Below are 25,969 nucleotides of genomic sequence, written 5' to 3' on the forward strand. Positions count from 1 at the left end.
GAATGGCTAAAAATCTACTTATTGTTGAATCACCGGCGAAGGCTAAAACTATAGAAGGTTATCTAGGTAAAGACTTCCTTGTTAAATCAAGCTATGGACATATCCGTGACCTGATCAAAACAGATGATGCAATCGACGTCAGCAATAATTTTGAACAACGCTACGAAGTTCCGGCTGATAAAAGAGCTGTGGTAAACGAGTTGAAAAAGCTCTCAAAAGATGCTGAAATGGTTTGGCTTGCCTCGGATGAGGACCGGGAGGGGGAGGCAATATCATGGCATCTTTTCGAAACGCTTGGTCTAAAGGAAGACAAGACGAGGAGGATAGTATTTCATGAAATTACAAAAACGGCAATTCTTAAAGCGATTGAGAATCCACGGAAAATAGACTATAATCTTGTATACGCGCAACAAGCACGAAGAGTGCTTGACAGGCTGGTTGGTTTCGAACTTTCGCCCGTATTATGGAAAAAAGTTAAACCTTCCCTTTCTGCTGGCCGGGTTCAATCAGTAGCAGTACGGCTTATAGTTGACAGAGAGCGTGAAGTGAATAAATTTACACCAACGGCTGCTTTTCGCGTCGTTGCTATTTTTTTCACCGACAATCAAAGGGAAATTTTTAGGGCCGAGCTACCAGAACGTTTTGAGCACGCTCCACAGGCAGAAAGCTTTTTAAAGGATTGTGTCAATGCAATTTTCACAGTCAACAGCCTGGAAACACGGCCTACAAAACGCAGCCCCGCAGCGCCTTTCACTACATCTACTTTGCAGCAGGAAGCCAGCAGAAAGCTGGGATTTTCAGTTGCCAGAACGATGTCTGTTGCACAAAAGCTTTATGAGCATGGAAAGATCACTTACATGCGTACTGATTCTGTTAATCTCTCCGACACTGCTTTAAATGCAGCTGCGGCAGAAATAAAATCAGCATTCGGCGAAAAATACCATCAATTAAGAAAGTATAAAACAAAATCTGCTGGCGCCCAGGAAGCTCACGAAGCAATCCGACCTACTTATTTTGAACAGCATACTATCAGTGGCGATCCATCAGAACAACGACTTTATGATCTGATCTGGAAACGGTCAATTGCTTCGCAGATGGCTGAAGCTGCATTTGAAAAGACGACAGCAAAAATTGACATTTCTACCAGAAGCGAAGTATTTGTGGCGAATGGAGAGGTAATGAAATTTGATGGTTTCCTTAAAGTCTACATTGAGTCGACCGATGAAGAAGAACAAGAAATAAACCTTGATGAGGACAACGAAAACTCAATTTTGCCCCCTTTGACTAAAGGCCAGAAATTGAATCTTCGCGAAATGAATGCCACTGAGCGCTATTCACGGCCACCCGCTAGATACACTGAGGCAAGTCTGGTTAAAAAACTGGAAGAACTTGGTATTGGCAGGCCGTCTACCTACGCACCAACTATTTCTACAATTCAAAATCGGGGATATGTAGTAAAAGAGGAACGCGAAGGCAAGAAAAGAGATTTCAGAGTAATAAAACTTAAGGATGGAAATATTATATCTGATATAAAAACTGAAAATACGGGCGCAGAGAAAAACAAGCTCTTTCCTACCGATATCGGCGCAGTTGTTAACGATTTTCTTGTTGAACATTTCAAGGGCATTGTAGACTTTAATTTCACGGCCTCGGTAGAAAAAGAATTTGATGAAATAGCCCAGGGGATGAAAAACTGGACTGAAATGCTCAGATCATTTTACAACCCGTTCCATAACGAAGTAGAAACAACGTTGCAGAACGCGAACCGGGCAAGTGGTGAGCGTGAATTGGGTGTTGATCCGGAAACCGGGAAGAAAATATCCGTACGTATCGGTCGCTTTGGGCCTTTTGTACAAATTGGTGAAGCAGCTGAAAATGAAGACAGTGAAAAACCTAGGTATGCAAGCCTGCGTGCAGGACAAATGATTGAAACGATATCACTTGCGGAAGCCCTGGATCTCTTCAAGCTTCCGTTCCAGCTTGAAAATTACGAAGGCAAAGAGGTAAGTGTGGGTGTAGGAAGGTTCGGACCATACATAAAATGGGGCGAAAGCTTTATCTCCTTGCCAAAAGGTGAAGACCCATTGTCGGTAAATATTGAACGTGCGATTGAAATTATTAATGAAAAAAATATTGCTGATGCTCCTATTGCCCACTACCAGGGTTTAGGTGTGACAAAAGGAAAAGGCCGTTTCGGGCCGTTCATTAAATGGAATAATTTGTACATTAATGTTCCAGCACGTTACAACTTTGACCAGCTTGGTCAATCTGAAATCGAGGAACTAATAAGCAAGAAAATAGAAAAGGAATCCAATCGTTTTATCCAGCAATGGGATAGCGAAAAGATCGCTATAGAAAACGGCCGTTGGGGGCCCTTTATTCGATTTGGTAAGCAAATGCTGAAACTGGGCAAAAACCCGGCGACAAACGATAAATTTACAGCAGACGAACTCTCCATCCTTCCTTTGGAATCTGTAAAGAAGTTGATTACCGAACAGGTCCCGGACGCATTTGCTCCGAAAGTTAAAAAAACCGTAAAAAAACCTGCCGGGAAGAAAGTTCCTGCAAAAGTGAAAAAATAACCATACCGGGGACACTAACTGATGAAGAAAGACCTGCCTGAAAACATCGTCGAAAATGTATCTATCGCAGTTGTGATGGAAAGTGCAAGCCCCGAGTCCAAAAATTGGAACGTATATCTGATCAATTTAAAGGACGAAATTATAGAGACTGTACTGGTTAGTTCGAAAGGCTATGGCGAAAAAAATGGCGAGGCAGTTAAGACTTCGATACTCCGCCATTCAATAGGAAATGTTGCCTCTCGTGATTATGCAATGATCGAAATGATTGATGAACAGGTATTCGGTTTAACTAATGAATATTGGCTCAGCTACTATATAAACGGGCAAATCTATGATAAAAAATTCATTTTCGTTCCCGAGAGCATTGTAGAATCTAATTTGATCCGTGTACCCATCCTCAACAAACCAGGTGTCATGATTGGTTAATAAATTTAGTTCTGATCACTCCAAATGATGCCCCGGTGGCACAATGATTGATATTCAAAGGTATACAACGATATACCAATGGAAATTATATTAAAAGTAGCAAACACCGCGTACCCGGATGGCACGCTAGTGAAATATTTATTTGGGATGAAACAACCGGAAATTATATATTCTGGTATCCAGGTCAAAAAAGATATGTGGCTTAAAAAAGCTGGCAAAGAAATTATGAAACTTCGTAACAGAAGTTCTAAACTTGCGGGATAACTTATTGTTCGTATTATTTCGCTCACACATTTTTGTAAAAGCAAAAAATACGATAACTTAAATTTATTACGTCTTTTTGCCATTCAAATCTTAGGCACGCACATAGTACCGAAGGAATCAAACATTTATGATTCTTTCAGGAGGATAATTACATCTGTGTCTTATCTTTGATAATGGAACAGCATATCCCCCATCTTGAAGCTGCAGAGCAGCGAGTCCTGGGTTCACTTATGGAAAAAAGCAGGACTACGCCTGACTACTATCCAATGACGTTAAACAGTCTCGTTGCTGCATGCAATCAGAAAACATCGAGATCCCCGATAGTTCAATACGACGAGGACCTAATCGTTTATACACTTGACTCATTAAAGAAAAAAGGACTAATATCTACAGCGACCGGTGGCTCGAGTCGTGTTATCAAATACAAGCATAATTTCGCGATATTATATCCGCTGGTCCCGTCTGACCTTGCTATAATTTGTCTCCTGCTTTTGAGAGGCCCGCAAACACCAGGTGAGCTTAACACAAACTCCGGTCGTCTATATGAGTTTGAAACTCTTGACGAAGTGAACGAGGTCCTTCAAAAGCTCTCCGGTTCAGAAATGCCATTTGTAAAGCCAATGGAAAGAAGAGCCGGTCAAAAAGAAGTCAGGTATGTTCACCTTTTAGGTGACGTGCCAGATGAAACTTCGGAAAATTATGCTGATAAATCGGCAACTCCGGATTCTACTTTGCTAGAGGAGCGGGTTGCAAAACTTGAAATTCAATTAGGTGAATTGAGGAGCGAGTTCGATAAACTAATGAAAGCACTGACTTAAACAGCCGTTTCCTAGAAAATTTAATACACACATCTGATTAGTCCCCATTTCCTTCATATTTTACAGCGTTATGCTGGAGAATATCGATTTACGTCTTCTTATGGTTCTTGATATTGAAACCGTACCTCAGTATTCGTCCTTTGAAGAAGTTCCCGGGCAATATCAAACTCTATGGGAGCATAAAACACGATTTCATCGGAAGGAAGGGGAAACTCCGGCTGAATTTTATACCCGTGGTGGCATTTGGGCGGAATTCGGGAAAATAGTCTGTATTTCCGCCGGAATATTTTCAATTTACAAGGATCAGGTCTCGCTGAGGGTGAAATCATTTTATGGCGATAATGAGCGCCTTATTCTGGAGTCATTGGCTACAACCTTACAAAGGTTGTCTGACAATGTGATCCTTTGCGCTCATAATGGCAAGGAATTTGACTTTCCGTATTTGTGTCGGAGAATGCTCATTAACGCAATTCAACTTCCACCCCAACTGAATACGCACGGGAAAAAACCCTGGGAGGTAAATCATCTGGATACAATGGACATTTGGAAGTTTGGCGATTACAAAAACTACACCTCGTTAAACTTACTAGCTGAGATATTCAATATCCACTCTCCAAAAGATGATATTGACGGAAGTGAAGTACATCACGTGTACTGGAAGGAAAGAAATCTGGAACGGATCCGGGCTTATTGTGAAAAGGATGTTATCACCACCGCTCAATTGATACTGAGATTTAAGTTACTCCCTCTCCTTACGCCTCAATTCATCACAATCGTTGATTAATAATGCAAATAGGAAATTGAAATCACAAGGTCAACTCAATCCCATTCACCAAAAATCAGCCATTCAGTCTCCCTTTCACTACAATCCTACAATCCTATACCTCCTATTTACCCTTGTCCGAACTGCGGGTTCGATTGATAACACCAGTTCACCCTGACTTAAATAAACTGCTCTGAATCCATTCGTTCACTGAATAGACAAATATCCACCCAGCATCCTATCAATCCTATCATCCTATGAATCCTATTCCAGACAAATCATCCATCGTATCGATCCTAAACCAACAATCGCCCTTTCCCCTTGTTATCCCAATAATAATTTAACCTAAACCTTACATCCTATACTTATCTTAGTAGAAATTAGTACAATATGTCTAAAAAGAAACCCCATAACATTAATCTGGTGCTAACAAAGCTCATCAGTGGAGTCTTTGAAAAATCAGGAAACAAGCCATTAAATTATAAGCAAGTTGCATCAAAATTAAATTTACATGATGACGAGTCGCGTGAATTAATATTACAAATTTTAAAGGATGAAAGCCGGAAAGGGCTTTTATCAGAACCGGAGAGAGGCAAATTTATATTAAAAGAACTGAAAACATTCGTGACTGGCAGGGTCGATATGACCGCCGATGGATCAGCTTACATTGTTAGTGAAGATGAGTTTGAGGAAGATATCTTCGTAGCTCCCCGCAAGCTTCGGAATGCGCTGCACGGTGATACAGTAAAAGTATATGTATACGCCAAAAGTAAGGGGCGAAAGAAAGATGGTGAAGTCGTAGAGATCATCAAACGAGCAAAAATGGAGTTTACCGGGATAATCAAGTTGTCCGAGAGGTTTGCCTTTTTCGTGCCCGATGATCGTAAAATGCTTCATGATATATTTATTCCCCTGGATGGCCTAAAAGGTGGAAAGGACAACGAAAAGGCAGTTGCGCGTATCACAGACTGGCCAGAGGATGCTAAAAACCCCATTGGAGAAATCACTCACATACTTGGCATGCAGGGTGAGAATAACGCGGAGATGAACGCTATCCTTGCTGATTACGGTTTCCCTCTGGAATTTCCTGCTCTGGTGGAAAAAGAAGCAGATGAAATTCCAGAAGCGATAACCGGTGAAGAAATTGCCAAACGCAGAGACTTCCGAAACATCTTAACCTTTACAATTGACCCGGCTGATGCAAAAGACTTTGACGATGCTATATCATTTAGAAAACTGGATAACGGTAATATAGAGGTTGGGGTGCATATTGCCGATGTATCTCACTATGTCCGCCCAAATTCAGCACTTGACAAAGAAGCATTCGAAAGAGGAACCTCTGTGTATTTGGTTGACCGGGTTATTCCAATGCTTCCAGAGCGGCTTTCGAATGGTTTATGCTCATTGAGGCCTAACGAGGATAAACTATGCTTCTCAGCTGTGTTTGAGCTTGACCATGAAGCAAATGTTATTCATGAATGGTTTGGCAAAACCATTATACACTCAGATACTCGTTTTAGCTACGAACAAGCACAGGAAATCCTTGAAAATAAAACGGGAAAGCATAGTGAAGAACTTTTGAAACTTAATGAACTAGCCTATAAACTGAGAGACCGCAAATTCAAGCATGGTGCGATCAGCTTTGAAAGCACTGAAGTCAAATTCCGACTGGATGAACACGGCAAGCCCCTGGGCGTTTACGTAAAGGAGCGCAAGGATGCCCATAAACTTATAGAAGATTACATGCTTCTCGCAAATAAGAAAGTCGCTGAGTTTATAGCAAAAAAAGGTAAGGGGAAGCAAAAACTAACTTTTGTTTACCGTTCCCATGATTCGCCAAAAGAAGATGCCTTACTTAGTTTCTCGCAATTCGCCATGAAGTTTGGTTATAAGATCGACATAAGCTCTGGTCGCGAAACTGCACGGTCACTAAACTTTTTGATGGCAGATGTCGAAGGGAAAAAAGAACAGAATGTGCTTACGCAATTAGCGATTAGGTCAATGGCGAAAGCGATTTATACCACAAAAAAACATAGCCACTATGGCTTGGCATTCGACTTCTATACTCACTTTACCTCACCAATCAGACGATATCCAGATGTGATGGTTCATCGTTTATTAGAGCTGTATCTTGCAGGGGGAAAATCTGTCAACGAAGAAGAATATGAAAAGATGTCACTGCATTCGTCCCAGATGGAGAAAAAGGCGGCGGATGCAGAACGAGCGTCAGTAAAATACAAACAAGCTGAGTATCTGGAGGGAAATATTGGTGAAGAATTCAAGGGAATAATTTCCGGCCTCACCGAATGGGGTATGTATGTTGAGATCATCGAGAATAAGTGTGAAGGAATGGTGCGTTTACGCGACCTGAACGACGATTTCTACGTTTTGGACGAAAAGAATTACTGCATTATCGGGCAAAGAAGAAAAAAGAAATTTCAGCTTGGCGATGAAGTAACCATTATGGTTAAAAAAGTAGATCTGAGTAAACGACAAATTGATTTTTCACTGGTGCATTGATTGAAAGGAGGCATGATGCCGGCAGTGTGGAGCCCGGGTTAAATTTACTACCTGGTGAAGTAACAAACGCTCAGACTTCATGCTTCACAATTCATGCTTCTCACTGCCATCCATTTAATGGCTAGCTCGTTCTTTCTAAAAGTATTTCTGTAGATTTAATGTTACCAATCCGAAATAGCTTATGAAAGAGAGTGTTACAACTACCGATCGCGTATTGGCCGCGGGAAATCGCATTGATTCGATCGACCTTCTTCGTGGCCTGGTGATGATCATTATGGCGCTTGATCATACGCGGGATTACTTTCATATTAGCGCATGGACCCAGGATCCTTTGAACCTCGTTACGACAACGCCAGCGCTCTTTCTCACCCGCTGGATAACGCATTTCTGCGCCCCGATATTTACTTTCCTAGCAGGCACTTCAATCTGGTTTCAGTCAAAAAATAAGAACAGAAAAGACCTTAGCACCTTTCTGATTAAACGAGGAATTTGGTTGGTTATAGTGGATATAGTGATCTTCAACTTTGCCTTTTCATTCGATCCTTCATATACCATCGTAGCGCTGCAAACGATTTGGTCAATTGGGGTAAGTATGATATTTCTGGGTTTACTTATCTGGTTGCCATTTTCCTGGATACTTGGCATCGGCTTAGTAATTATCCTGGGACATAATTCTCTCGACTTCTATGAAGCCTCACATAAGGGTACTTTCTCGGTTATATACTCCATGATCCATCGTCCCGGATTCTTTTCTCTTGGCGAAGGTCATGGTCTATTTGTGTTTTACCCAGTCCTTCCCTGGCTAGGCGTAATGATTTTAGGATATTGTTTTGGCAAACTCTTTACAGCCTATGCCGGCCTTGAAAGACAAAAAATCTTAATGAAATTAGGCTTCGGTGTGATCATACTTTTTGTAATTATAAGAGCGATAAATGTTTATGGTGACCCTAAACTCTGGTCCGTTCAAAATAATGTATTGCACACTATCTTCTCATTTATCGATACTCAAAAATATCCTCCTTCTTTACTGTATGCGGCCATGACAATCGGTCCGGGTATACTCTTCCTCAGTTTTTTCGAGAAGACGAAAAATGCATTAACTAATATTATAGTGGTGTTTGGCCGGGTACCCTTTCTCTATTACGTACTTCATTTCTTCCTAATACATGCGCTGTGCATGGTATTTTTCCTTCTCCGGGGGCATAATTTCAGTGAAGGAATTCATGAAGGGCCGAACATGCTTCCGAATTTCATTGCTGCAAACGAAGGTTATTCTTTGAGCATAGTTTACGTTATTTGGATCTGTGTCGTTATCATTCTTTATCCTATCTGTAAATGGTTTAGTGAGTATAAAAAAACTCACAGGAAATGGTGGTTGAGTTACCTGTAAATAACTGCGTGATCGACCCGGTCGCATACCGACAGTGACCTGTTACTTGATTCCTGATTCTTGATACTTGATACCCCGTTCCTAAGGAAGTTTTGGTATTTTAGCCCGGCCTTAGAATAATTTAAATGCATTCGATAGAACAATTACAGGAAATAGTAAACAGGGCAATAGCCAGTACAAAATACACTCAAAAACCTACTGAACTTTACGAGCCAATAAGCTATCTCATGGAACTGGGAGGAAAACGTATGCGGCCAGTTCTGGTATTGTTGTCAACTGAACTATTTGGCGGTAACGTGATGAAGGCTTTGGATGCGGCGATAGGGATTGAGCTGTTCCATAACTTCACGCTAATGCATGATGATATAATGGATAAGGCACCCCTCCGACGAGGGAAGCCAACGGTTCATGCCAAGTGGAGTGAGAGTGCCGCTATTTTGTCGGGCGACGTGATGTTCGTAGAGGCCTATAAAATGATGATCAAAGTTGATGATGCAATTTTAAGAGAAGTACTTGATATTTTCAGTGCTACAGCGTCAGGAGTTTGCCAGGGTCAGCAGGCCGATATGAATTTTGAAAATCGTGAAGAAGTGTCCGTTGAAGAGTATCTCTATATGATTAAGCAAAAAACAGCTGTATTGCTTGCTGGAAGTATGGAGATAGGCGCTTTAATTGGCGGCGCGGAAAAAGACCAGGCTAAATTGCTGCATGAATTCGGCGAAAATTTAGGACTTGCTTTCCAGCTCCAAGATGACATTTTGGATGTTTACGGTGATCCGGAAAAATTTGGAAAACTTGTCGGGGGCGATATTCTGGCTAACAAAAAAACCTTTCTACTGATCAAGGCAAAGGAATTAGCCAATGACAATAAAAGCAAAGAGCTAGCCAAATGGCTAAACGGGACATCACATGAACCTTCTCACAAGATCGCGGCTGTTACGGAAATTTATGACAGTCTCGAAGTCAGGCAACTTGCCGAGGTTCAAATGCACCAATTTGTAAGCAAAGCCTTGTCAGCCCTGGAACAAATTGGTATAGAGAACAAATCTAAAAAGCTGCTCGCAGACTTTGCTAGGGCTTTGCTCATCCGCCAGCAATAAAAAAGCGCCTTGCTGATTCCAACAAGGCGCTTTCTATATAATAATCTGGAATTTATAATTCTTCTGCCGGAGCTTGTGCTTCAGGAGCTTCTTCTGTAGCTTCCTTTTTAGCAGGAGCTTTTTTCGCTGGAGCAGGTTTCTTTGCAGCAGCTTTTGGCTCAGCTTTTTCTTCCTTTTCAGCAGCAGCCTCCTTAACAGGTGCTTCTGCCTTTGGAGCAGCCTCAGCTTTCGGAGCCGCAGCTTTCTTAGGCTTTACCGGTGCATCTTCAACAACTACCTGTGCTTCTCTAGGAAGAACAGACACGTAAGACTTATCGTCAAATTTCTTTTTGAAAATTACTGTACCGTCGATCAACGCAAATAATGTATGATCTTTACCAATACCAACATTTTTATCCGGATGATGCTTAGTACCGCGCTGACGCACGATAATGTTTCCTGCAATTGCAGCTTGACCACCGAATATCTTAATACCCAAACGCTTGCTATGTGACTCGCGACCGTTTCTGGAACTACCGGCTCCTTTTTTATGTGCCATTATATTTTATATTTATGAATTGTTGCCAATTCAGGATGTTAAACTTTTTTATTTTAGTATCAAGTATCAGGTATCAAGTACTCAACCCGACCAAAACATTATAAAGTAATGCCCGTGATTTCGATCTTAGTGAACTGCTGACGGTGTCCGTTTTTCTTTTTGTAACCTTTACGGCGTTTCTTTTTGAAAACGATCACTTTTTCACCTTTTAAATGAGACACGATCTTAGCAGAAACCTTGGCTCCTTTCAATGCATCAGCACCGATTGAGAATTTACCACCATTTTCTGCTAATAACACGTTGTCAAATTCAATACTAGCGCCTTCATCTCCCTGTAAACGGTGTACAAAAAGATATTGGTCTTTAGCAACTTTAAATTGCTGTCCGGCTATATTTACTATTGCGTACATTATTAATTGTTTTTTTAAATGAGGTGCAAATATAGGAAATAATATTTAAAAAAGAAAACAAATCAGGCTTAAGGTTTGGGCGTTAGCCCCACTAATCACTGATCCCTACTCACTTAAGTCTAATACCTATTTCAAATCCTTATCCCTCGTATCATTGATCATATTGCTTATTTCGGTGATCAGGGATTTTGCGGCATCGTTCAGCTTAGGGCTTTCTGTATTTTGAGCATCATATAATACGTGCTTTGCTTTTCCCTTATACTTAAATTCAATGTAATATTGCGGCGAATTGGTACTATGGTTTGGGTTACCTTCTCCGGATATTTTCTCGGGGAAATTCCAGAACCCAAGTTCAGCAGCTTTTCTATGAAGGTAAAGCAGATCATCTTTACGCATCCTGACCTTAGTACGTATCAGGGAATCACGGCTATTTATGTACTGGTAGTCCCCGGTTTTTGAATTAAATTCATTTACAAGACTGTCGCCCAACCCATATTTAAACGTTATCGATTCAAAATCCGCAAACCTGTATGGCGCATTTTTCACCATAATCGAATAATAATAAACGCAATACAGCAGGAATGGGGTAATAATGCAAATAGCTAAAAATATCTTTTTCCCTCTTTCGGTCATGGCTATTTTTGGGCAGTACAGCCCATTTTTAAAAATTAGAAAATATGAAATTAAGCTTCGTCTTCGAGCTTATGAATGCGTGCTTCATTTGGCGCACTAAGCTCTGCAGGCGGATGGAATTCTCCCTCCCACTTTGCGATAACCACTGTAGCCAGACAGTTACCAATCACGTTCACTGAAGTCCGCGCCATATCCATTAACTCGTCTATCCCAAGAATGATAAAAATCGGCCATACCGGCATTCCGAAAGATGAAGCTGTACCCAATAAAATTACCAGGGAGGCACGCGGGACGCCAGCGACCCCCTTACTTGTAAGCATCAAAGTAAATACAATTAGTAATTGCTGTCCAAATGTGAAATGGATTCCAGCGGCCTGAGCAACAAAAATTGATGCTAATGACAGATATAAAGTTGTCCCATCGAGGTTGAAGCTATAACCCGTCGGCATCACAAACGCAACGATCTTACGCGGAACTCCAATCCTTTCCATCGCTTCCATAGCCCGGGGTAAAGCAGCTTCTGAGCTTGTTGTAGCAAACGCTATGGAAACCGGTTCCGCTATTGCTTGCAGGAATTTCTTGATCGGCACTCCCACCATTAATCCTATAGGCAGCAGTACCCCCATCAGGAAAACTAACAGAGCAACATACAAAGTGATAAGAAGCTGAAATAAATTAACCAGAATTCCCAGCCCCATATGTCCCACGGTATAGGCAATGGCCGCACCTACTCCTATTGGAGCGAAATACATAATGATATTAGTAAACTTAAACATTACCTCTGAAAGGCTTTCAGTAGCCTTCAACATCGGCTGACGCTTATCTTCCTTCACCATTGCTAGTGCTATTCCGAAAAGTATACTGAATACCACAATCTGAAGAATAGCACCATCAGCTATAGATTTGGCTATATTTTCCGGGAAAATATGCAGAATGATATCGTTGAACGACTGCGGTGGCACTACAGGCAATTCCTCATGTGCGCCCGGAGGAAGTGTTATGCCCATACCAGCCTGAGATATGTTGATAGCAGCAAGCCCGATAAACAGTGCGATTGTAGTAACCACTTCGAAATAAAGAATAGATTTCCAGCCCATCCGACCCACCTGCTTAAGATCTGAATGCCCGGCAATGCCATACACCAGCGTAGCAAAAAGCAATGGAGCAATAATAGTCTTGATCATTTTCAAAAAGACCTTACTCAAGACCTGAAGTTTTATGCCCGCTTCCGGATAATCATGTCCAATTTCTGCCCCCACAACCATAGAAATCAGAATCCATGTAGTAAGGGACTTCTTTTTCAGACCATAAAGAAATAAGCCCGCAATAGCCAGCCATCTGGAAAACATCAGGGCAGTTTGATTAACAGGAATTATATTGTAATGATTCAGAAAAGCAAGAAGCGCGGCTATCGAAACGACGATGAGGGCAACTAATCCAATATTCTTAAATTTCATATTGTGGGTTTAGCATAACGGACAAAAGTAAGTAATTGGATTTACATTTCAGGTTGCTTTGCAAGCGACTGAACAGATCATCTTAGCTAACTAAAATGGAATATTTGCATAAAGAATACCTATCATCTGAACTCCATCTTCCTTTAAAATACATTTGAACGTAAAAGCAGTGGTACTTGAGCGGTACTTGAGCGGTATGAGGCTGTTTTGGTGGCGATGTCGCACGAACAGAAAGCCAGGCAAATCCGACTATTTCATACCAACCCAGCCGGAAAAGGACAAAACGAAAATGGATCTTGCAGTGGCACGGACATAGCCTTATTTGCACATATTAAATATTACAAGGATGGCTATACAAACTTCACCACTGTTTACTGGCTTCCGCGGAAGTGTGAACCGCCTTTGCTTTTCAGGCAATGCGGGGGTAAAACTGTACTCAGCCGTTTTCCAGATCGCAGTAAGCTAATTTACAGTTTAAGGCAACAAATGGCTCAAAAACGCTTTTCAGATGCTGTAGAACTTGCAATGGTAAGGTTTAAGCAACCGGGGCTGAATGAGATATACTTTGTCAAGGCCTCCCCCCTTGGGTTTTCGCTCGTCCTGGAACCTGACAATTACCGAATATATGAGTGATAAACCTTTGCCTGTTAAAAAGAAGAAGATCAGGTTTGACAAGTCAATTCTAATCCGGTAGCTCAGGTAGAATACCCCGGTAAATCTTTACAGGTACGACGAAGAGCCGGCGCAAAACCTAGTCGAGCTTTCCCCCACGAGATGAATCACGTCGGATAAATAAGCGCATTTTAGGTATAGATCCACGTTTACCTGAGATAAATTGCACCCTTGAGAGGACGAGAAGTACATTCCCTTAAATATGACAAAATGATTTGTTAAAACCCCTTCATGAACATTGTCGAACTTTACGTAAATTTCATCGCTTAAAGAAACGCAGAGAAGAATAACTGTCCAGCTTGAAACGCAATACCGCACCCTTAAGAAGATACCAAAATCAACATTATGAGATCTCACCTTAACCTAATGACCATTGCCATTCTAATTTCATTCTCAATTTCGTCCTGCAGCGAGAGCACGGTAACAGATACGCGCCCAAAAGATCAGCAATCCTTTATCGGAATGGTCAAAGCTGTCAGAGACTCAGCAGCGAGCGTGCCGTTAAATGATGGCAACAGGCCTGTGATGATTGATCAATCCCTGAAAAGGCTCAAGGTGTACATAGTCGACACACTCAAATCCCGTTTCGTGGGCTGGAACGCCAGAGTCCTCGATAATACAAAAACAGACCCTAATGGTGATGAAGTGAGGCTTGCGTTTGGCCTGAGTATCGACAATTTTAGCCTGGCAGAGACGGCCAGATATAAATCAGTTGTTTTCAGAGAATGGTTAAGCGATGCTCAATCTCCGCTGCGAGAGAAGCTGCTGGCCTTGAAAGTTGGCGATCATGTCAAGATTAGCGGCGGCTTTATCACCCGAGACAAACGGATTGATGTTGACCCCTATAATGAAAAAGAATTCAAGATCACTAAAAATATTTTTGCGAACCCGGAGTTCAGAGTGGATGTAACTGATGTTAATGTAGTGGAGGATTAATTCTGAATGAAGCCTGAAAAATTAAGTGATATAAAGAAAGAGTTATTAAGCCGGTCAGTTCCGGAACTTACTGATATATGCCTGAGGATAGCGAAATACAAAAAGGAGAATAAGGAGCTTTTGAATTACCTTCTGTTTGACTCAGATGATCCTCTTGCGTTTGGGGAGAAGATCAAAACACTTCTCGAAGAAGAATTTAAGGCATTGCAAAAACATTACTATTACAGCACTAAAAGCTTGAGGAAGATCTTACGGCTCATGAACCGTTATACGAAATATACAGGAAACAAACAGGTTGAAATTGAGCTCTCCTTATGGTTCTGCAACAATTTCCTGCAATACGCCGACCTTCGGACAAGCCATAAACCGCTTCAAGGTCTGTTGATCCGACAGTTGGAAAAGATCAGCAAAATACTCCCTAAATTACATGAAGACCTCCAGTTCGATTATCAAAGTGAGTTTGAGGACCTGCTGCATAAAGCTGACAGCCAGGCAAAATGGATTAGTAAAAGCCTTTATATGTAACAATCCCTGAATGGCATTATCTAAATGAAAATTACAGGTTTGAGCAAAGAAGCGCTTTTCAAAGAAATTTTTCAGGCCAATTCTAAAAAAATCTACCATTTGTGTTATGGTTATACTGGTGATGATGACACCGCGAATGACCTTATGCAGGAGACTTTTATGAAGGTCTGGCAAAATCTGGACAAGTTTCGGAATCAGGCTCTGATTTCTACATGGATCTATCGGATTGCTGTAAATACCTGTCTTTCATATCTGCGCGTTGAGAAAAGGCAACCCAAGGATGAGCTTACCGATAATATAATTGAAACAAAGGGAGAGGAAATCTCGGATAAAAACGAGCAGGTAGCATCGTTGTATAAGTGTATTGCTCAACTTGAAGAAAATGAGAGAATTATTATAACAATGGTTCTCGACGAAGTTCCGTATACTGAAATAGCAACAATTTCAGGAATTTCAGAAGGTAATCTTAGAGTTAAGATTCACCGCATTAAACAAAAACTGACTGAATTATATAATAAGAATGAAAGATTTTGAAGCATTAAAGAGTATCTGGCACAACCAGGTAGCGCTGCCGAAGGTCAGTCACGAAGACGTACTAGAAAAGGTGAACAAGACCAGAACAGGACTTGCTAGCAGATTACTCTTAGAAATGCTGGGAATGATTCTGGCAACTGCTTTCCTTATTTATGTATGGATAGAAATGCCTTTCAGAATGTGGACCACCCATCTTGCAATGGCTGTTTTTCTGGGATGTTGCGTTTACTATATTATTGCACAGATCGCTAATTACCTAAAGATTACATACGATAGCCTCCTTGACAAGCCCGAAGAATATATTCTTTACTTAAAGAAATATAAACATGACAGATTTATATTCAATACGAGGAAGTACCGTATCTATTCTATTTTCGTCACTGCCGGATTTATGCTTTATTTTGTTGAAATCGCTTTTCTGGCTATGTTATGGGTTACAATAGCTGGGATCGTTTTCACCTTTGCCTGGATTATTGTATGGTATTTTGTGTTGATGCCAATCTATATTAAAAAGGAAGAATCGAAGCTTGAAGATATGATTGAAAATCTGGAAAGGTTGGAAATGCAATTCGCAGATTCAGACTTCGAATAGTAAACGTTTTACGTTTGGCCGGCGGGTCTGAATGAAAACGATTAACTTGACTAGTTTTCTCAGACCTCAGACCTCAGACCTCAGACCTCAATTCTCCTCCTCCTTCTCAACCTCTTTCACACTCAGACTATTACTCCTTAAGGTATACTCCAATTTGCGAATTTGGCCTGTAGCTTTACTGATACTGTCATCGGTGCTAAATAATGGAAATTGACGCATCAGCTTACCGTCCTTTACATATACCGAATCGCTGCCTTTATAGCCCTTTTTCAAGGTGCTGCCAAGCTCAGGGAAGCGGATCTGCTGGTTAGAGCCGCTTTCATTATACTCGTAAATGTACATGCTGAGGTAAGAGCCCTCCCCTTCGCCTTTCGACTGAATATATAGCTCAGGATTACCATCCGAATCGAGATCCATGTCCCAGGCGTCTACAATCCTGCCATCCAATTCACCAGATATAGACCGGTAATTCAAATGCGTAGAATCAGATCGTAAGACCATATAGCCGCCAACGGAGTTTGAACCTCTGCCCCAGCTAACAACGTCGAGTGTTAATCCAGGCTTCACCTCTATAGCTTTATGATAGCGGAAAGGCTGCATTACCTTTTTCGCTGCCGGCTTATTGGAAACTACAGGCTTTTGCTCCTCGGTTGTGCAGGAACTAATTAAGACTGCTATCAATGCTATGCCGGATATACTCTTTATAAAATTCATATGTAAACTTGAATTAGGCAGGCAACTACACAGAATGCTGCTTTCTCAAATTTAAAAAAATCTGAGTAAGGATAGCAGTGTAGCAGGATAATTACTGGCGAAATTCAATTCCTACCCTTTTACCGGAAATATTTTCCAGCATAGGCTTAAAGATCAAACGGGCGTTCTCATTTGTTTTTCCCAGGATATTCTGCTTGCCGGCATAGTCCAGGATCTGTTTTTCAGCAATCTTGTAAATATCTTCTACCATATTTTTAGAATCGCCTGGAAACCACGCACCTGATACGTCGTAGACTTTAGACTGCTGATGATCAAGTTTGACGTAACAAATTTCAGGTTTAGGAAGAAATACGGTTAATGAATCGGATCCCGAAGGAACAATATCGCTTTTTTTAATTCTTGTAAGGTCAATACAACCGGTCACTTCACCGACAGCGACAAAAAGGATGCGCTTATCAGGCAATATGTTTCTGATCTCCTTTTTCTCGATAACATCCTTCATAGAATATTTGACGAGCTCGAGCTTCCCCATACTCACGATCTTCTCGACCATCACATCATCATTGATCTCTGTTCGGGTAATAAAAAATTGTCTCTTTATATAGAAAAACAGCCCGAGAATTAGAACTATAGTAGTAATTGCTACTGTTAGAAGAATTGCGGTACGGGTGCGGAGAAAAGATTGGCTCATAGCAGATTAAGTGCAAAAAAGATGCCTGAAGAGGAATAAAGAACAAAGAGCAAAGAATAAAGACCAAAGAATATAGCGGCTTCCAAATCAAACCTGAAATCCGTCAGATCTGCGGTTGCGGTCTTTGATCCTTGATCTTTACTCCTTGATCCTAATCAACGTTCACTTGTACCGGATGCTCTTTATCCGCCAAATATCTTTCAGCCTCCAGGGCAGCCATACAACCAGTTCCAGCAGCCGTGACAGCTTGTCTCCAGAGCTTATCCTGCGCATCACCACAAGCAAATACTCCTTCAATGTTGGTTTTGGAGCTGTCGGGCTGTGTGATAAGATAACCCGTCTCATCCATATCCAGCCATCCTTTAAATATTTCTGTATTCGGATTATGTCCAATAGCAACGAAAAAGCCGCTGACATCGATGATGTTCTCCTCGTTCGTCTTATTATTAAATACACGGACGCCAGTAACGTTTTTACCGTCGCCAATGATTTCTTTAGTGTCCGTATTATAATGAATCACAATATTGGGGATGCTTAAAACTCGATGCTGCATAGCTTTTGAAGCCCGGAATTCATCGCGACGAACAAGCATGTGCACAGTTTTACAAAGCTTGGACAAATAGGCAGCTTCCTCGGCGGCTGTATCACCTGCTCCAACAATGGCAACATCCTGCCCTTTAAAAAAGAATCCATCACAAACTGCGCATGCTGATACGCCAAATCCATTATATTTTTGCTCGCTTTCAAGCCCCAGCCACTTCGCTGAAGCTCCTGTTGCGATGATTACCGTATCAGCAGTAATGGTTTTTATCTCATCGATAATGACCTTGTGCGGCGCACTGGAGAAATCAACTTTAGTAACATACCCGAACCGAATTTCAGTTCCAAACCTTTCGGCCTGCTTTCTGAAATCTTCCATCATTTCAGGCCCCATAATTCCGGATGGATAACCTGGAAAATTTTCGACATCTGTAGTCTGAGTTAACTGACCTCCTGGAACCATCCCGGTGTACATTACAGGTTTAAGATCAGCTCTGGCAGCATATATAGCAGCAGTATAACCTGCTGGACCTGAACCAATTATCAGGCATTGTACGTGTTCGGTTTCTTGAGACATTATCGATAGTATAAAAAGCAAATTTAAAACTTTGTATGCGCATCAACAATACGCATTTGTCAGGCTATTCTATAATCTTTGCGGGACTTTTTTATTGAATGAAAGTACAAAAATTTAACACTTTTATTTAAGCCCGATCAGCCTAACGTTTATTAGAACTGTTTTTGGTTGAGGTTTCCTCCCGAAGGCAGAAAACTATTAACCGTCATCACTGTCATACCGGAAAGCGTTGATCTCAGAAGTCGCTAAAAACTCTTATAATTACCGAAATTACTTAAACCACCAATGTCACGAAGTTCCTTTGTTGCTGCTGCCTTAATTTTATTACTTTTTCTCTCTCCACTCTATCTGCAAGCTCAGAAAAAAAACGCTTCATATCAGCTAAAGTTAAAGCAGGCAACTTCAGAAATCAGAATAGACGGCGTGGCTGATGAAAGAACCTGGACTGATGCTAACGTAGCCTCAAATTTCTTCATGGTCCAGCCGATGGACACCAGCTTTGCAAAAGTCAGAACCGATGTTATGATGAGCTACGACAAAGAGAATTTGTACATCATCGCCATTTGTTACCACCAACCCGGACCATACTTCGTGGAATCACTGCGGAGAGATTTCTCGTTCAACAAGAATGATAACTTCCTGCTGTTTATGGATCCGTTTGATGATAAAACAAATGGCTTTTCATTCGGCTCAAATGCCGCCGGCGCGCAGTGGGATGGGATAATGTATGATGGCAGTAAAGTAGACCTTAGTTGGGACAACAAATGGGTTTCTGCAGTAAAAAACTACGAGGACAAATGGATATTTGAGGCGGCTATCCCATTCAAATCAATCAGGTATAAAGCGGGAATCACCGAATGGGGGATAAATTTCAGCAGGTTGGACTTGAAATCAACAGAAAAATCAAGCTGGGCACCCGTTCCACGACAATTTGCAACAGCATCTCTTGCATACACCGGCAACTTAATCTGGGATCAGCCCCCTCCGGTGCCGGGGCAAAACATTTCGTTGATTCCATATGTATTGGGTGGATTTTCGAACGATCATACTGTAAACCCTTCTAGCCGGGATTATAAACGCGAAATAGGTGGGGATGTCAAAGTTGCTGTTACATCATCATTAAACCTGGATCTGACAGTGAACCCTGATTATTCGCAGGTTGAAGTGGATCGACAGGTACCCAATTTGGATCGTTTTGAGCTATTCTTCCCGGAACGAAGGCAATATTTCCTTGAAAACGGTGACCTTTTTTCAAATTATGGTTATTCCAACATACGGCCTTTCTTTTCCAGGCGTATCGGCTTGGGTGTTCCGATTCAATTTGGTGCGCGTTTAAGCGGAAAACTTAATAAAGACTGGCGAATTGGCCTGATGGACATGCAGACGTCAAAACTTGGCAACGACCTTCCTTCGCAAAATTTTGCAGTCATGTCACTGCAACGAAGAGTATTTGCCCGCTCAAGCATTAGTGCTCTGTTCATCAATAAACAATCGATTAACTACGAGCCTTCGTATGCAGCGGCGCCAGTTTCAAGATATAATAGAAATGCTGGTTTGGAATATAATTTGGCTTCTTCAAGCAACACCTGGACCGGAAAGACTGTCGTGATGAAATCCTTTAGTCCCGATAGAAAAGGAAATGACTTTATGCAGGCCTCGAATCTTAATTATGTCAGCGGAAACTGGAATATAAACTGGCAGCATGAAGTTGTTGGGCGCAATTATAATGCTGAAGTCGGCTATGTACCCCGCACTGGTTATATTAATCTGAACCCTCAAGCCGCATATCTCTTTTTTCCTAAAAAAGGAAAGCTTGTAAGCCACGGACCAAAAATTGTGTCTGCAAATTACTTTGACCAGTCATTTAACAGGACAGACAACACCACTTATCTTGCCTACAACATTAACTTTAGAAGCAGGGCAACTTTTTCGGCATGGGCTGCAGCGGATTATGTCAAATTACTCAGACCTTTCGATCCTACAAACCTGGGTGTTGCTACTCTTCCAACAGGATCTGAACATCACTGGAAATCCTGGGGAACTGATTTCGTGTCGCGGCCCCAAAGCTTATTTACATACGCTTTCTCTACCCGATATGGCGGGTACTACGCTGACGGTACACGCCTGAATATAAATTCAGAACTAGGATACCGTTTCCAACCATACCTCAGTCTTGCCTTAAGCTCAAGTTATAATGATCTGAAACTACCGCAGCCATGGGACAGGACAAAATTCTGGCTGGTGGGGCCGCGTGTCGATGTTACGATGACCAATAAGCTCTTTTTTACAGGTTTTGTGCAGTATAATGAGCAGAGGGAAAATCTAAATATTAATACCCGCCTGCAATGGAGATATAAGCCTGCTTCGGATCTGTTTATCGTTTATACAGATAACTACTTGCCAAATCCGTTTTCAGTTAAGAACAGGTTCTTGGTGTTGAAGCTCACTTATTGGTGGAATATTTAGTGGATTTGCCACGCTGCGCTCAATGACAAAAACACAGTCACGTAACTTATGAAAGGTGTCAATGCGAGCGAACAGAAATAATCACTTCCCTTTATTAGCCCTTAACAAACGCACGAAGTTATCTCCTAAAATATTCTTTATGTCCTTAACTGAGTATCCTTTTTTCACGAGCGCTTCAGTAATAGCCGGGTAGTCGGAAACATCATCAAGATGTTGCGGATATGATTCTGCACCATCAAAATCTGCCCCAAGTCCGACATGTTCAGATCCAACCAGCTTCACCATATGGTCGATATGGGCAATCAGCAGATCAAGCGGAGCCCGCATGTCGTAAATTTCCTGACTGTATTTTGTATTAATCTCATTCTGTGCTTTTGAACGGTTTGAAGCTTTAGTCAGCTCTGCTAACTCGGCTCTATGATCAGCATTAAATTTTTGCTGTTTTCTGCTATATGTGCTATCGAGAAAACCACTATAAAAATTAACGAAAACGACGCCACCCGTTTTTGCAATAGCCTTTATCTGATCGTCTTTAAGATTTCTCTGGTGCGCATTAAACACATACGCTGAACTGTGAGATGCCATAACCGGCTTTGTGGATATCCTGATCGCGTCATAAAATGTGGTTTCGCCTACGTGAGAAAGGTCGACAATCACACCCAGCTCATTCATCCGCGTAATTATCTGTTTGCCCAAATCAGTCAGACCAATATGTTTGAGACTGTCCTTGCGAAAGGTTTCGTCGTAAGCAGAGCTTGCCCAGGGAGTACTGTTGTTCCATGTTAGAGTCATGTACGTCATTCCCCTTGCGGCAAGCGCTTCGAGGTTTTCCAGCCGGCTTTCTATCATATGGCCCCCTTCTACACCTATCATTCCGGCCATTCTCCCAGACTTAACAGTCGATTTTAGTTCAGAGGCAGTTCTAACCAACCTTATCTTATCCGGATGCCGGTTAGCAAGAGCATTCAGGGAATCAATTTGCCGGTTAGCCATAGCAAAGCCGCCGGTTGCATCACACCAGATCGAAAATACCTGAACATCAAGTCCACCTTCTTTTGCACGAACCAAGTCGAAATTGCCGCCTGGCTGACGCTTACCGACATCGATACCAGATCTGATCTGATCAGAGATAATATCGCCGTGTGTATCAACAACAATGGCTTTATCATGGAGTTTGGCCGATTGCCCAAATACCTGTATTGAGGAAATTAATGAGAGAACTAGCAGTACTTTTTTCATATTCAACTTGTGTTGTGATTAGCAGATCGTAGAAGTGGTCATTGTATTTAAAAATAACTTATTCCTGAGATAAAATGCTGAAGGCGGGAGTCATAGGTCAGAGAATTTCAAACGTAGCAATTTTCTGAGTCTTCTGGCATCTGACGTCGGACATCAGCCCTCTGACTTCAGTCCTTCACGTCTGCAAAACCCCAGAATTAAACTGTTTTTCAATAGGAGATTGATTCGCCGCCTCAATTCCCATTGATATCACCTTCCTCGTTTCCAGCGGATCGATTATACCATCTATCCAAAGCCTGGATGCAGCATAATATGGAGTAGTCTGAGTGTTATACCTGTCAGTTATCTTCTTCAGCAATTCGTCTTCCTTCTCCTTGGTAATTTCTTCACCTTTCGCCTTAAGTGAGGCTTCCTCAATCTGCAACAGGACTTTAGCAGCCTGCGATCCACCCATAACGGCGATTTTGGCAGAAGGCCAGGCGAAAATAAGCCGCGGATCGTAAGCCTTTCCACACATGGCATAATTTCCGGCTCCGTAGGAATTACCGATAACAATGGTAAATTTAGGAACAACAGAATTGGAAACGGCGTTGACCATTTTCGCCCCGTCTTTGATAATCCCACCCTGTTCTGACCTGCTACCCACCATGAAGCCTGTGACGTCCTGCAGGAACACCAGCGGAATCTTTTTCTGATTGCAGTTCATGATAAATCGAGTAGCCTTATCCGCAGAATCAGAGTATATTACACCTCCAAACTGCATTTCTCCCTTTTTACTTTTTACAACTTTTCGCTGATTTGCAACTATTCCAACCGCCCACCCATCGATTCTTGCCAGGCCGCATATTATACTCTGGCCGTAAAGTTCCTTATATTCCTCCAGTTCCGATTTATCGACTAGCCGCTTGATGATTTCCCGCATATCGTAAGGGCTTTCCCGGTTTTCAGGAAGAATGCCATAAATTTCCTGCTCGTCAAGTTTCGGTGGAGCTGATTTAATCCGATCAAAGCCTGCATTTTTTGGAGTACCAAGCATGCTCATGATCTTTCTAATGGATTCCAAACAGGCGGCATCATCCGGATGCTTATAATCTGTAACTCCGGAAATTTCGCAATGTGTGGACGCACCACCCAGTGATTCATTGTCGATGTCTTCACCAATCGCCGACTTGACGAGATAACTGCCAGCCAGAAAAACAGATCCGGTGCCATCAACAATCATTGCTTCATCACTCATGATGGGCAGATATGCGCCACCGGCAACACAAGATCCCATGATTGCAGATATTTGAACAATTCCACTGCTGCTCATTATGGCATTATTTCTAAAGATCCTGCCGAAGTGTTCTTTATCGGGAAATATCTCATCCTGTAAAGGCAGAAAGACGCCAGCGGAATCGACCAGGTAGATCACGGGCAAGCGATTCTCCATGGCTATCTCCTGCGCACGCAGATTCTTTTTGGCGGTCATTGGGAACCACGCGCCCGCCTTAACTGTGGCATCATTTGCGACGATCATGCATTGCCTTCCCGAAACATAACCGATTCCACATACAACACCAGCTGATGGACATCCGCCATACTCCTTATACATATCTTCTGCAGTAAATGCACCAATTTCTAACCAGGGTGTATCTTTGTCAAGTAAGTATGAAACGCGCTCACGGGCAAGCATCTTTCCCTTTTCCTTTTGTTTGGCCCCTGCTTTTTCGCCTCCACCGGCGTAGATCTGTTTTAAACGGTTCTTAACCTCAAACCAGAGCTGCTTGTTGATATCTTCGTTCTTATTGAATTCCAAATTCATGTGAGCAAGTTAGGAAATTACTAAAGATGAATTAGCAAATTTGAGAATTAGAGGACATGCAAAATTGCCTGGTTAGTGTAGGTTCTCTGGCTGAGAATTTATAAAATCATTGTAAACCTGTTCACCGAAATAAGTAAAACGAGCCTTGTTCATTTCTTTCGTACCGCTCAAATTGCTGAAGATAAATCCGTTGAGTCCAACCTGATGGGTATGGAAAATAAGTCCCTTGGGATTCTGCTTTAAATGGAATTGAATACGCCCGGAAAGTGCCTCGGAACGTATAAAGCTGGTGTCAGTCCGTGATTTAAATTTAAACTCCCGAGCCAGATGCGATTGCATTAACTTGCTTCTGTACCACGTCCCTCCTGTCGGTGAGACTAACGGCTTTCCGTTATAAACCACCACGCTATCGTTATATGCTAAAACACTCAAGTAACGCTTTTTATCGACTTTCAGCCAGTTTGCAAGCTGGTGCCCGTACTTTTCTTCATAGCCGTAGTCACTGTCAATAAAAGCAAAGCGGTCTATATTCATTGGGATATCAGAAACACCATCAAGATATCCAAAAATAAAACTACCTCCACCACTATGACTATTCAAAGTAATCATCGGCGTAAGGCTTTCAAAATTGGCATTAATCGAGGTAAACAAGTTTTGGATAAGTTGTGGATACCCGGGATGCGCTTTTTTCCATGCCGGCCAGCTTTTCTGTCTGGTAGCCAGATACACGGTTATTATGTTAAAATCATTCAACTTGCTGCGCATATATCGGGTTTGTGCAGCAAGGTGCTGAATATCGTAGTGCCAATCATCCTCTGATGTCATTTTCTTGCCGGCAGTCCATTCGATTGAATTGCCATTTGGAAGAGCAAAATAAATAAGCCTGGTTTTCTTACGTGGATCAATCAGATCGGCCCGTGGAGAGTTAATATGTATAATAACATCAGTTGGCTTGTCAGATATTGTTAGGGTGGCCTCCTCGGGAATAATGCCGGGTACAAACCCTGTTAATTCAGGTTTTTGTTTGTTTTGTCCCAAACTCCGATCAACCAGGCAGAAGACTACGAAAAATATTGCAAGAATAAAAAGAAGGTTGAATCTCCTCATCTCCAATTTTACTAATTTTCAAATTCCCTATTTTGCTAATTTACCAAGGGTGCTAATTTAATTTATAGCACGAATATAGTACAGCAGGCGGCAAATTCATCTCCAGGCTCGTCTCCATGCGGTCAAAAATCGGCATGAAATAGTTTTTTTGCAATGAATAAAGAAACTGCCGGAACACACCACCTTTTTTTAACAGACTATAGCAGTCATTAAGAAGCTGTCGTCGGTCTGAATCGTCAAAAAGGCTCAATGGCAGACCGGAGATAATTACATCAACTGACGACAAGTCAAAGTATTTTGTAACATCTGCCGCGGATTCCTTGATCAGGTGAAATCTGCTATCTTTTATATTTTCAAGCTTTGCGTAAAATTGGGGTTCTATCTCAAAGCAAAACAATTGTGAATCGGGATGAAGTTTTGAAAGAATTCTTTCTGTGATATTACCGCTGCCTGCTCCAAGTTCAATGACAATTTGTGGCTTATGGTTATTGATCTCATTGGTAATGTTACGTGACACAAAACGCGATGATTCATATATAGCACCAGTCGTCTTAATGTTTTTTATGTAGCTTAATGCTTTTGAGATCATTTGTCTTCTTTTATTCAGATAAGCCTGTATGAGACTTTTAGATATTTGCACCGGTCAAATATCGGGCTGACCAATAAAGATA

24 protein-coding genes are annotated in these 25,969 nt (G+C 41.7%); 13 read left to right on the forward strand and 11 right to left on the reverse strand.

Translation table 11 applies throughout. The features are described from left to right. Positions 1 to 2 precede the first annotated feature (2 nt). The 8 genes from topA to B5X60_RS05095 all read left to right on the forward strand — a co-directional run bounded on the left by topA (position 3) and on the right by B5X60_RS05095 (position 9,863). On the forward strand, positions 3 to 2,582 hold the full coding sequence (topA, locus tag B5X60_RS05060; RefSeq protein WP_079701528.1) for a type I DNA topoisomerase: 2,580 nt from the start codon (positions 3 to 5) through the stop codon (positions 2,580 to 2,582). A gap of 21 nt (positions 2,583 to 2,603) precedes the next feature. Then, positions 2,604 to 3,008, forward strand: a complete 405-nt coding sequence (locus B5X60_RS05065) for a hypothetical protein (RefSeq protein WP_079701529.1) — start codon at positions 2,604 to 2,606, stop codon at positions 3,006 to 3,008. 78 nt (positions 3,009 to 3,086) lie between these two features. Continuing rightward, the gene (locus tag B5X60_RS05070; RefSeq protein WP_079701530.1) at positions 3,087 to 3,272 is read left to right on the forward strand and encodes a hypothetical protein; all 186 of its coding nucleotides are present in this window, start codon (positions 3,087 to 3,089) and stop codon (positions 3,270 to 3,272) included. A 173-nt stretch (positions 3,273 to 3,445) separates the two neighbouring features. Further along, the gene (locus B5X60_RS05075; protein ID WP_079701531.1) at positions 3,446 to 4,090 is read left to right on the forward strand and encodes a YceH family protein; all 645 of its coding nucleotides are present in this window, start codon (positions 3,446 to 3,448) and stop codon (positions 4,088 to 4,090) included. A gap of 70 nt (positions 4,091 to 4,160) precedes the next feature. Further along, positions 4,161 to 4,874, forward strand: coding sequence for a 3'-5' exonuclease (locus B5X60_RS05080; RefSeq protein WP_079701532.1), 714 nt, complete (start codon positions 4,161 to 4,163; stop codon positions 4,872 to 4,874). Positions 4,875 to 5,243: 369 nt separating this feature from the next. After that, a complete protein-coding gene (gene rnr / locus B5X60_RS05085; RefSeq protein WP_079701533.1) occupies positions 5,244 to 7,373 on the forward strand; it encodes a ribonuclease R in 2,130 nt (709 codons plus the stop codon). 181 nt (positions 7,374 to 7,554) lie between these two features. After that, positions 7,555 to 8,763, forward strand: a complete 1,209-nt coding sequence (locus B5X60_RS05090; RefSeq protein WP_079701534.1) for a DUF1624 domain-containing protein — start codon at positions 7,555 to 7,557, stop codon at positions 8,761 to 8,763. A gap of 125 nt (positions 8,764 to 8,888) precedes the next feature. Continuing rightward, positions 8,889 to 9,863 (forward strand): polyprenyl synthetase family protein, encoded by a 975-nt coding sequence (locus B5X60_RS05095; protein ID WP_079701535.1) that lies wholly within the window; start codon positions 8,889 to 8,891, stop codon positions 9,861 to 9,863. 52 nt (positions 9,864 to 9,915) lie between these two features. Here B5X60_RS05095 and rpmA read toward each other — a convergent pair whose 3' ends face one another. The 4 genes from rpmA to B5X60_RS05115 form a co-directional block, all read right to left on the reverse strand. Further along, complete coding sequence (gene rpmA / locus B5X60_RS05100) at positions 9,916 to 10,401, reverse strand: 50S ribosomal protein L27 (protein ID WP_079701536.1); 486 nt, start codon at positions 10,399 to 10,401, stop codon at positions 9,916 to 9,918. Positions 10,402 to 10,499: 98 nt separating this feature from the next. Further along, entirely contained in the window at positions 10,500 to 10,811 is a 312-nt protein-coding gene (gene rplU / locus B5X60_RS05105; protein ID WP_079701537.1) for a 50S ribosomal protein L21, read from the reverse strand. 126 nt (positions 10,812 to 10,937) lie between these two features. Further along, a complete protein-coding gene (locus tag B5X60_RS05110) occupies positions 10,938 to 11,444 on the reverse strand; it encodes a hypothetical protein (RefSeq protein WP_170878383.1) in 507 nt (168 codons plus the stop codon). Positions 11,445 to 11,494: 50 nt separating this feature from the next. Then, positions 11,495 to 12,901: a dicarboxylate/amino acid:cation symporter gene (locus tag B5X60_RS05115; RefSeq protein WP_079701538.1), complete on the reverse strand. Its 1,407-nt coding sequence runs from the start codon at positions 12,899 to 12,901 to the stop codon at positions 11,495 to 11,497. 1,017 nt (positions 12,902 to 13,918) lie between these two features. Here B5X60_RS05115 and B5X60_RS05125 point away from each other — a divergent pair. The 4 genes from B5X60_RS05125 to B5X60_RS05140 are packed head-to-tail and all read left to right on the forward strand — an operon-like array spanning position 13,919 to position 16,160. Continuing rightward, a complete protein-coding gene (locus tag B5X60_RS05125; RefSeq protein WP_139377364.1) occupies positions 13,919 to 14,509 on the forward strand; it encodes a hypothetical protein in 591 nt (196 codons plus the stop codon). 6 nt (positions 14,510 to 14,515) lie between these two features. Then, positions 14,516 to 15,034: a hypothetical protein gene (locus B5X60_RS05130; protein ID WP_079701541.1), complete on the forward strand. Its 519-nt coding sequence runs from the start codon at positions 14,516 to 14,518 to the stop codon at positions 15,032 to 15,034. 24 nt (positions 15,035 to 15,058) lie between these two features. Next, entirely contained in the window at positions 15,059 to 15,568 is a 510-nt protein-coding gene (locus tag B5X60_RS05135; protein WP_079701542.1) for an RNA polymerase sigma factor, read from the forward strand. After that, positions 15,555 to 16,160 (forward strand): hypothetical protein, encoded by a 606-nt coding sequence (locus B5X60_RS05140; RefSeq protein WP_079701543.1) that lies wholly within the window; start codon positions 15,555 to 15,557, stop codon positions 16,158 to 16,160. The genes B5X60_RS05135 and B5X60_RS05140 overlap by 14 nt, the downstream gene beginning before the upstream one ends. 87 nt (positions 16,161 to 16,247) lie before the next feature. Here B5X60_RS05140 and B5X60_RS05145 read toward each other — a convergent pair whose 3' ends face one another. From B5X60_RS05145 to trxB, 3 genes are all read right to left on the reverse strand, one after another. Next, entirely contained in the window at positions 16,248 to 16,874 is a 627-nt protein-coding gene (locus tag B5X60_RS05145; RefSeq protein ID WP_079701544.1) for a hypothetical protein, read from the reverse strand. Positions 16,875 to 16,965: 91 nt separating this feature from the next. Then, positions 16,966 to 17,565: a DUF4230 domain-containing protein gene (locus tag B5X60_RS05150; protein WP_079701545.1), complete on the reverse strand. Its 600-nt coding sequence runs from the start codon at positions 17,563 to 17,565 to the stop codon at positions 16,966 to 16,968. A 151-nt stretch (positions 17,566 to 17,716) separates the two neighbouring features. Further along, entirely contained in the window at positions 17,717 to 18,682 is a 966-nt protein-coding gene (gene trxB, locus B5X60_RS05155) for a thioredoxin-disulfide reductase (RefSeq protein WP_079701546.1), read from the reverse strand. 285 nt (positions 18,683 to 18,967) lie between these two features. Here trxB and B5X60_RS05160 point away from each other — a divergent pair, with 285 nt between their 5' ends. Then, the gene (locus tag B5X60_RS05160; protein WP_079701547.1) at positions 18,968 to 21,148 is read left to right on the forward strand and encodes a DUF5916 domain-containing protein; all 2,181 of its coding nucleotides are present in this window, start codon (positions 18,968 to 18,970) and stop codon (positions 21,146 to 21,148) included. A gap of 81 nt (positions 21,149 to 21,229) precedes the next feature. On the opposite strand, the gene B5X60_RS05165 is transcribed toward B5X60_RS05160, so the two are convergent. The 4 genes from B5X60_RS05165 to B5X60_RS05180 form a co-directional block, all read right to left on the reverse strand. Beyond that, positions 21,230 to 22,387 carry a dipeptidase gene (locus B5X60_RS05165; RefSeq protein ID WP_079701548.1) on the reverse strand — a complete coding sequence of 386 codons (1,158 nt, stop codon included), beginning with the start codon at positions 22,385 to 22,387 and terminating at the stop codon, positions 21,230 to 21,232. A 175-nt stretch (positions 22,388 to 22,562) separates the two neighbouring features. After that, positions 22,563 to 24,191: an acyl-CoA carboxylase subunit beta gene (locus tag B5X60_RS05170; RefSeq protein ID WP_079701549.1), complete on the reverse strand. Its 1,629-nt coding sequence runs from the start codon at positions 24,189 to 24,191 to the stop codon at positions 22,563 to 22,565. Between the two features lie 72 nt (positions 24,192 to 24,263). Continuing rightward, positions 24,264 to 25,298: a hypothetical protein gene (locus B5X60_RS05175; RefSeq protein ID WP_079701550.1), complete on the reverse strand. Its 1,035-nt coding sequence runs from the start codon at positions 25,296 to 25,298 to the stop codon at positions 24,264 to 24,266. 52 nt (positions 25,299 to 25,350) lie between these two features. Next, positions 25,351 to 25,887: a class I SAM-dependent methyltransferase gene (locus B5X60_RS05180; protein WP_079701551.1), complete on the reverse strand. Its 537-nt coding sequence runs from the start codon at positions 25,885 to 25,887 to the stop codon at positions 25,351 to 25,353. Positions 25,888 to 25,969 lie beyond the last annotated feature (82 nt).

This window comes from Daejeonella lutea, assembly GCF_900168015.1.
Classification (GTDB): domain Bacteria; phylum Bacteroidota; class Bacteroidia; order Sphingobacteriales; family Sphingobacteriaceae; genus Daejeonella; species Daejeonella lutea.

Coding starts and splice junctions, on each gene's coding strand:
- B5X60_RS05080 (WP_079701532.1), top strand. CDS start 4,161: ATGCTGGAGAATATCGATTTACGTCTTCTTATGGTTCTTGATATTGAA.
- rplU (WP_079701537.1), bottom strand. CDS start 10,811: ATGTACGCAATAGTAAATATAGCCGGACAGCAATTTAAAGTTGCTAAA.
- B5X60_RS05135 (WP_079701542.1), top strand. CDS start 15,059: ATGAAAATTACAGGTTTGAGCAAAGAAGCGCTTTTCAAAGAAATTTTT.
- B5X60_RS05140 (WP_079701543.1), top strand. CDS start 15,555: ATGAAAGATTTTGAAGCATTAAAGAGTATCTGGCACAACCAGGTAGCG.
- B5X60_RS05110 (WP_170878383.1), bottom strand. CDS start 11,444: ATGACCGAAAGAGGGAAAAAGATATTTTTAGCTATTTGCATTATTACC.
- B5X60_RS05125 (WP_139377364.1), top strand. CDS start 13,919: ATGAGATCTCACCTTAACCTAATGACCATTGCCATTCTAATTTCATTC.
- B5X60_RS05095 (WP_079701535.1), top strand. CDS start 8,889: ATGCATTCGATAGAACAATTACAGGAAATAGTAAACAGGGCAATAGCC.
- B5X60_RS05090 (WP_079701534.1), top strand. CDS start 7,555: ATGAAAGAGAGTGTTACAACTACCGATCGCGTATTGGCCGCGGGAAAT.
- B5X60_RS05165 (WP_079701548.1), bottom strand. CDS start 22,387: ATGAAAAAAGTACTGCTAGTTCTCTCATTAATTTCCTCAATACAGGTA.
- B5X60_RS05150 (WP_079701545.1), bottom strand. CDS start 17,565: ATGAGCCAATCTTTTCTCCGCACCCGTACCGCAATTCTTCTAACAGTA.
- B5X60_RS05070 (WP_079701530.1), top strand. CDS start 3,087: ATGGAAATTATATTAAAAGTAGCAAACACCGCGTACCCGGATGGCACG.
- B5X60_RS05130 (WP_079701541.1), top strand. CDS start 14,516: ATGAAGCCTGAAAAATTAAGTGATATAAAGAAAGAGTTATTAAGCCGG.
- rpmA (WP_079701536.1), bottom strand. CDS start 10,401: ATGGCACATAAAAAAGGAGCCGGTAGTTCCAGAAACGGTCGCGAGTCA.
- B5X60_RS05115 (WP_079701538.1), bottom strand. CDS start 12,901: ATGAAATTTAAGAATATTGGATTAGTTGCCCTCATCGTCGTTTCGATA.
- B5X60_RS05175 (WP_079701550.1), bottom strand. CDS start 25,298: ATGAGGAGATTCAACCTTCTTTTTATTCTTGCAATATTTTTCGTAGTC.
- B5X60_RS05180 (WP_079701551.1), bottom strand. CDS start 25,887: ATGATCTCAAAAGCATTAAGCTACATAAAAAACATTAAGACGACTGGT.
- B5X60_RS05145 (WP_079701544.1), bottom strand. CDS start 16,874: ATGAATTTTATAAAGAGTATATCCGGCATAGCATTGATAGCAGTCTTA.
- B5X60_RS05170 (WP_079701549.1), bottom strand. CDS start 24,191: ATGAATTTGGAATTCAATAAGAACGAAGATATCAACAAGCAGCTCTGG.
- B5X60_RS05075 (WP_079701531.1), top strand. CDS start 3,446: ATGGAACAGCATATCCCCCATCTTGAAGCTGCAGAGCAGCGAGTCCTG.
- B5X60_RS05065 (WP_079701529.1), top strand. CDS start 2,604: ATGAAGAAAGACCTGCCTGAAAACATCGTCGAAAATGTATCTATCGCA.
- B5X60_RS05160 (WP_079701547.1), top strand. CDS start 18,968: ATGTCACGAAGTTCCTTTGTTGCTGCTGCCTTAATTTTATTACTTTTT.
- topA (WP_079701528.1), top strand. CDS start 3: ATGGCTAAAAATCTACTTATTGTTGAATCACCGGCGAAGGCTAAAACT.
- trxB (WP_079701546.1), bottom strand. CDS start 18,682: ATGTCTCAAGAAACCGAACACGTACAATGCCTGATAATTGGTTCAGGT.
- rnr (WP_079701533.1), top strand. CDS start 5,244: ATGTCTAAAAAGAAACCCCATAACATTAATCTGGTGCTAACAAAGCTC.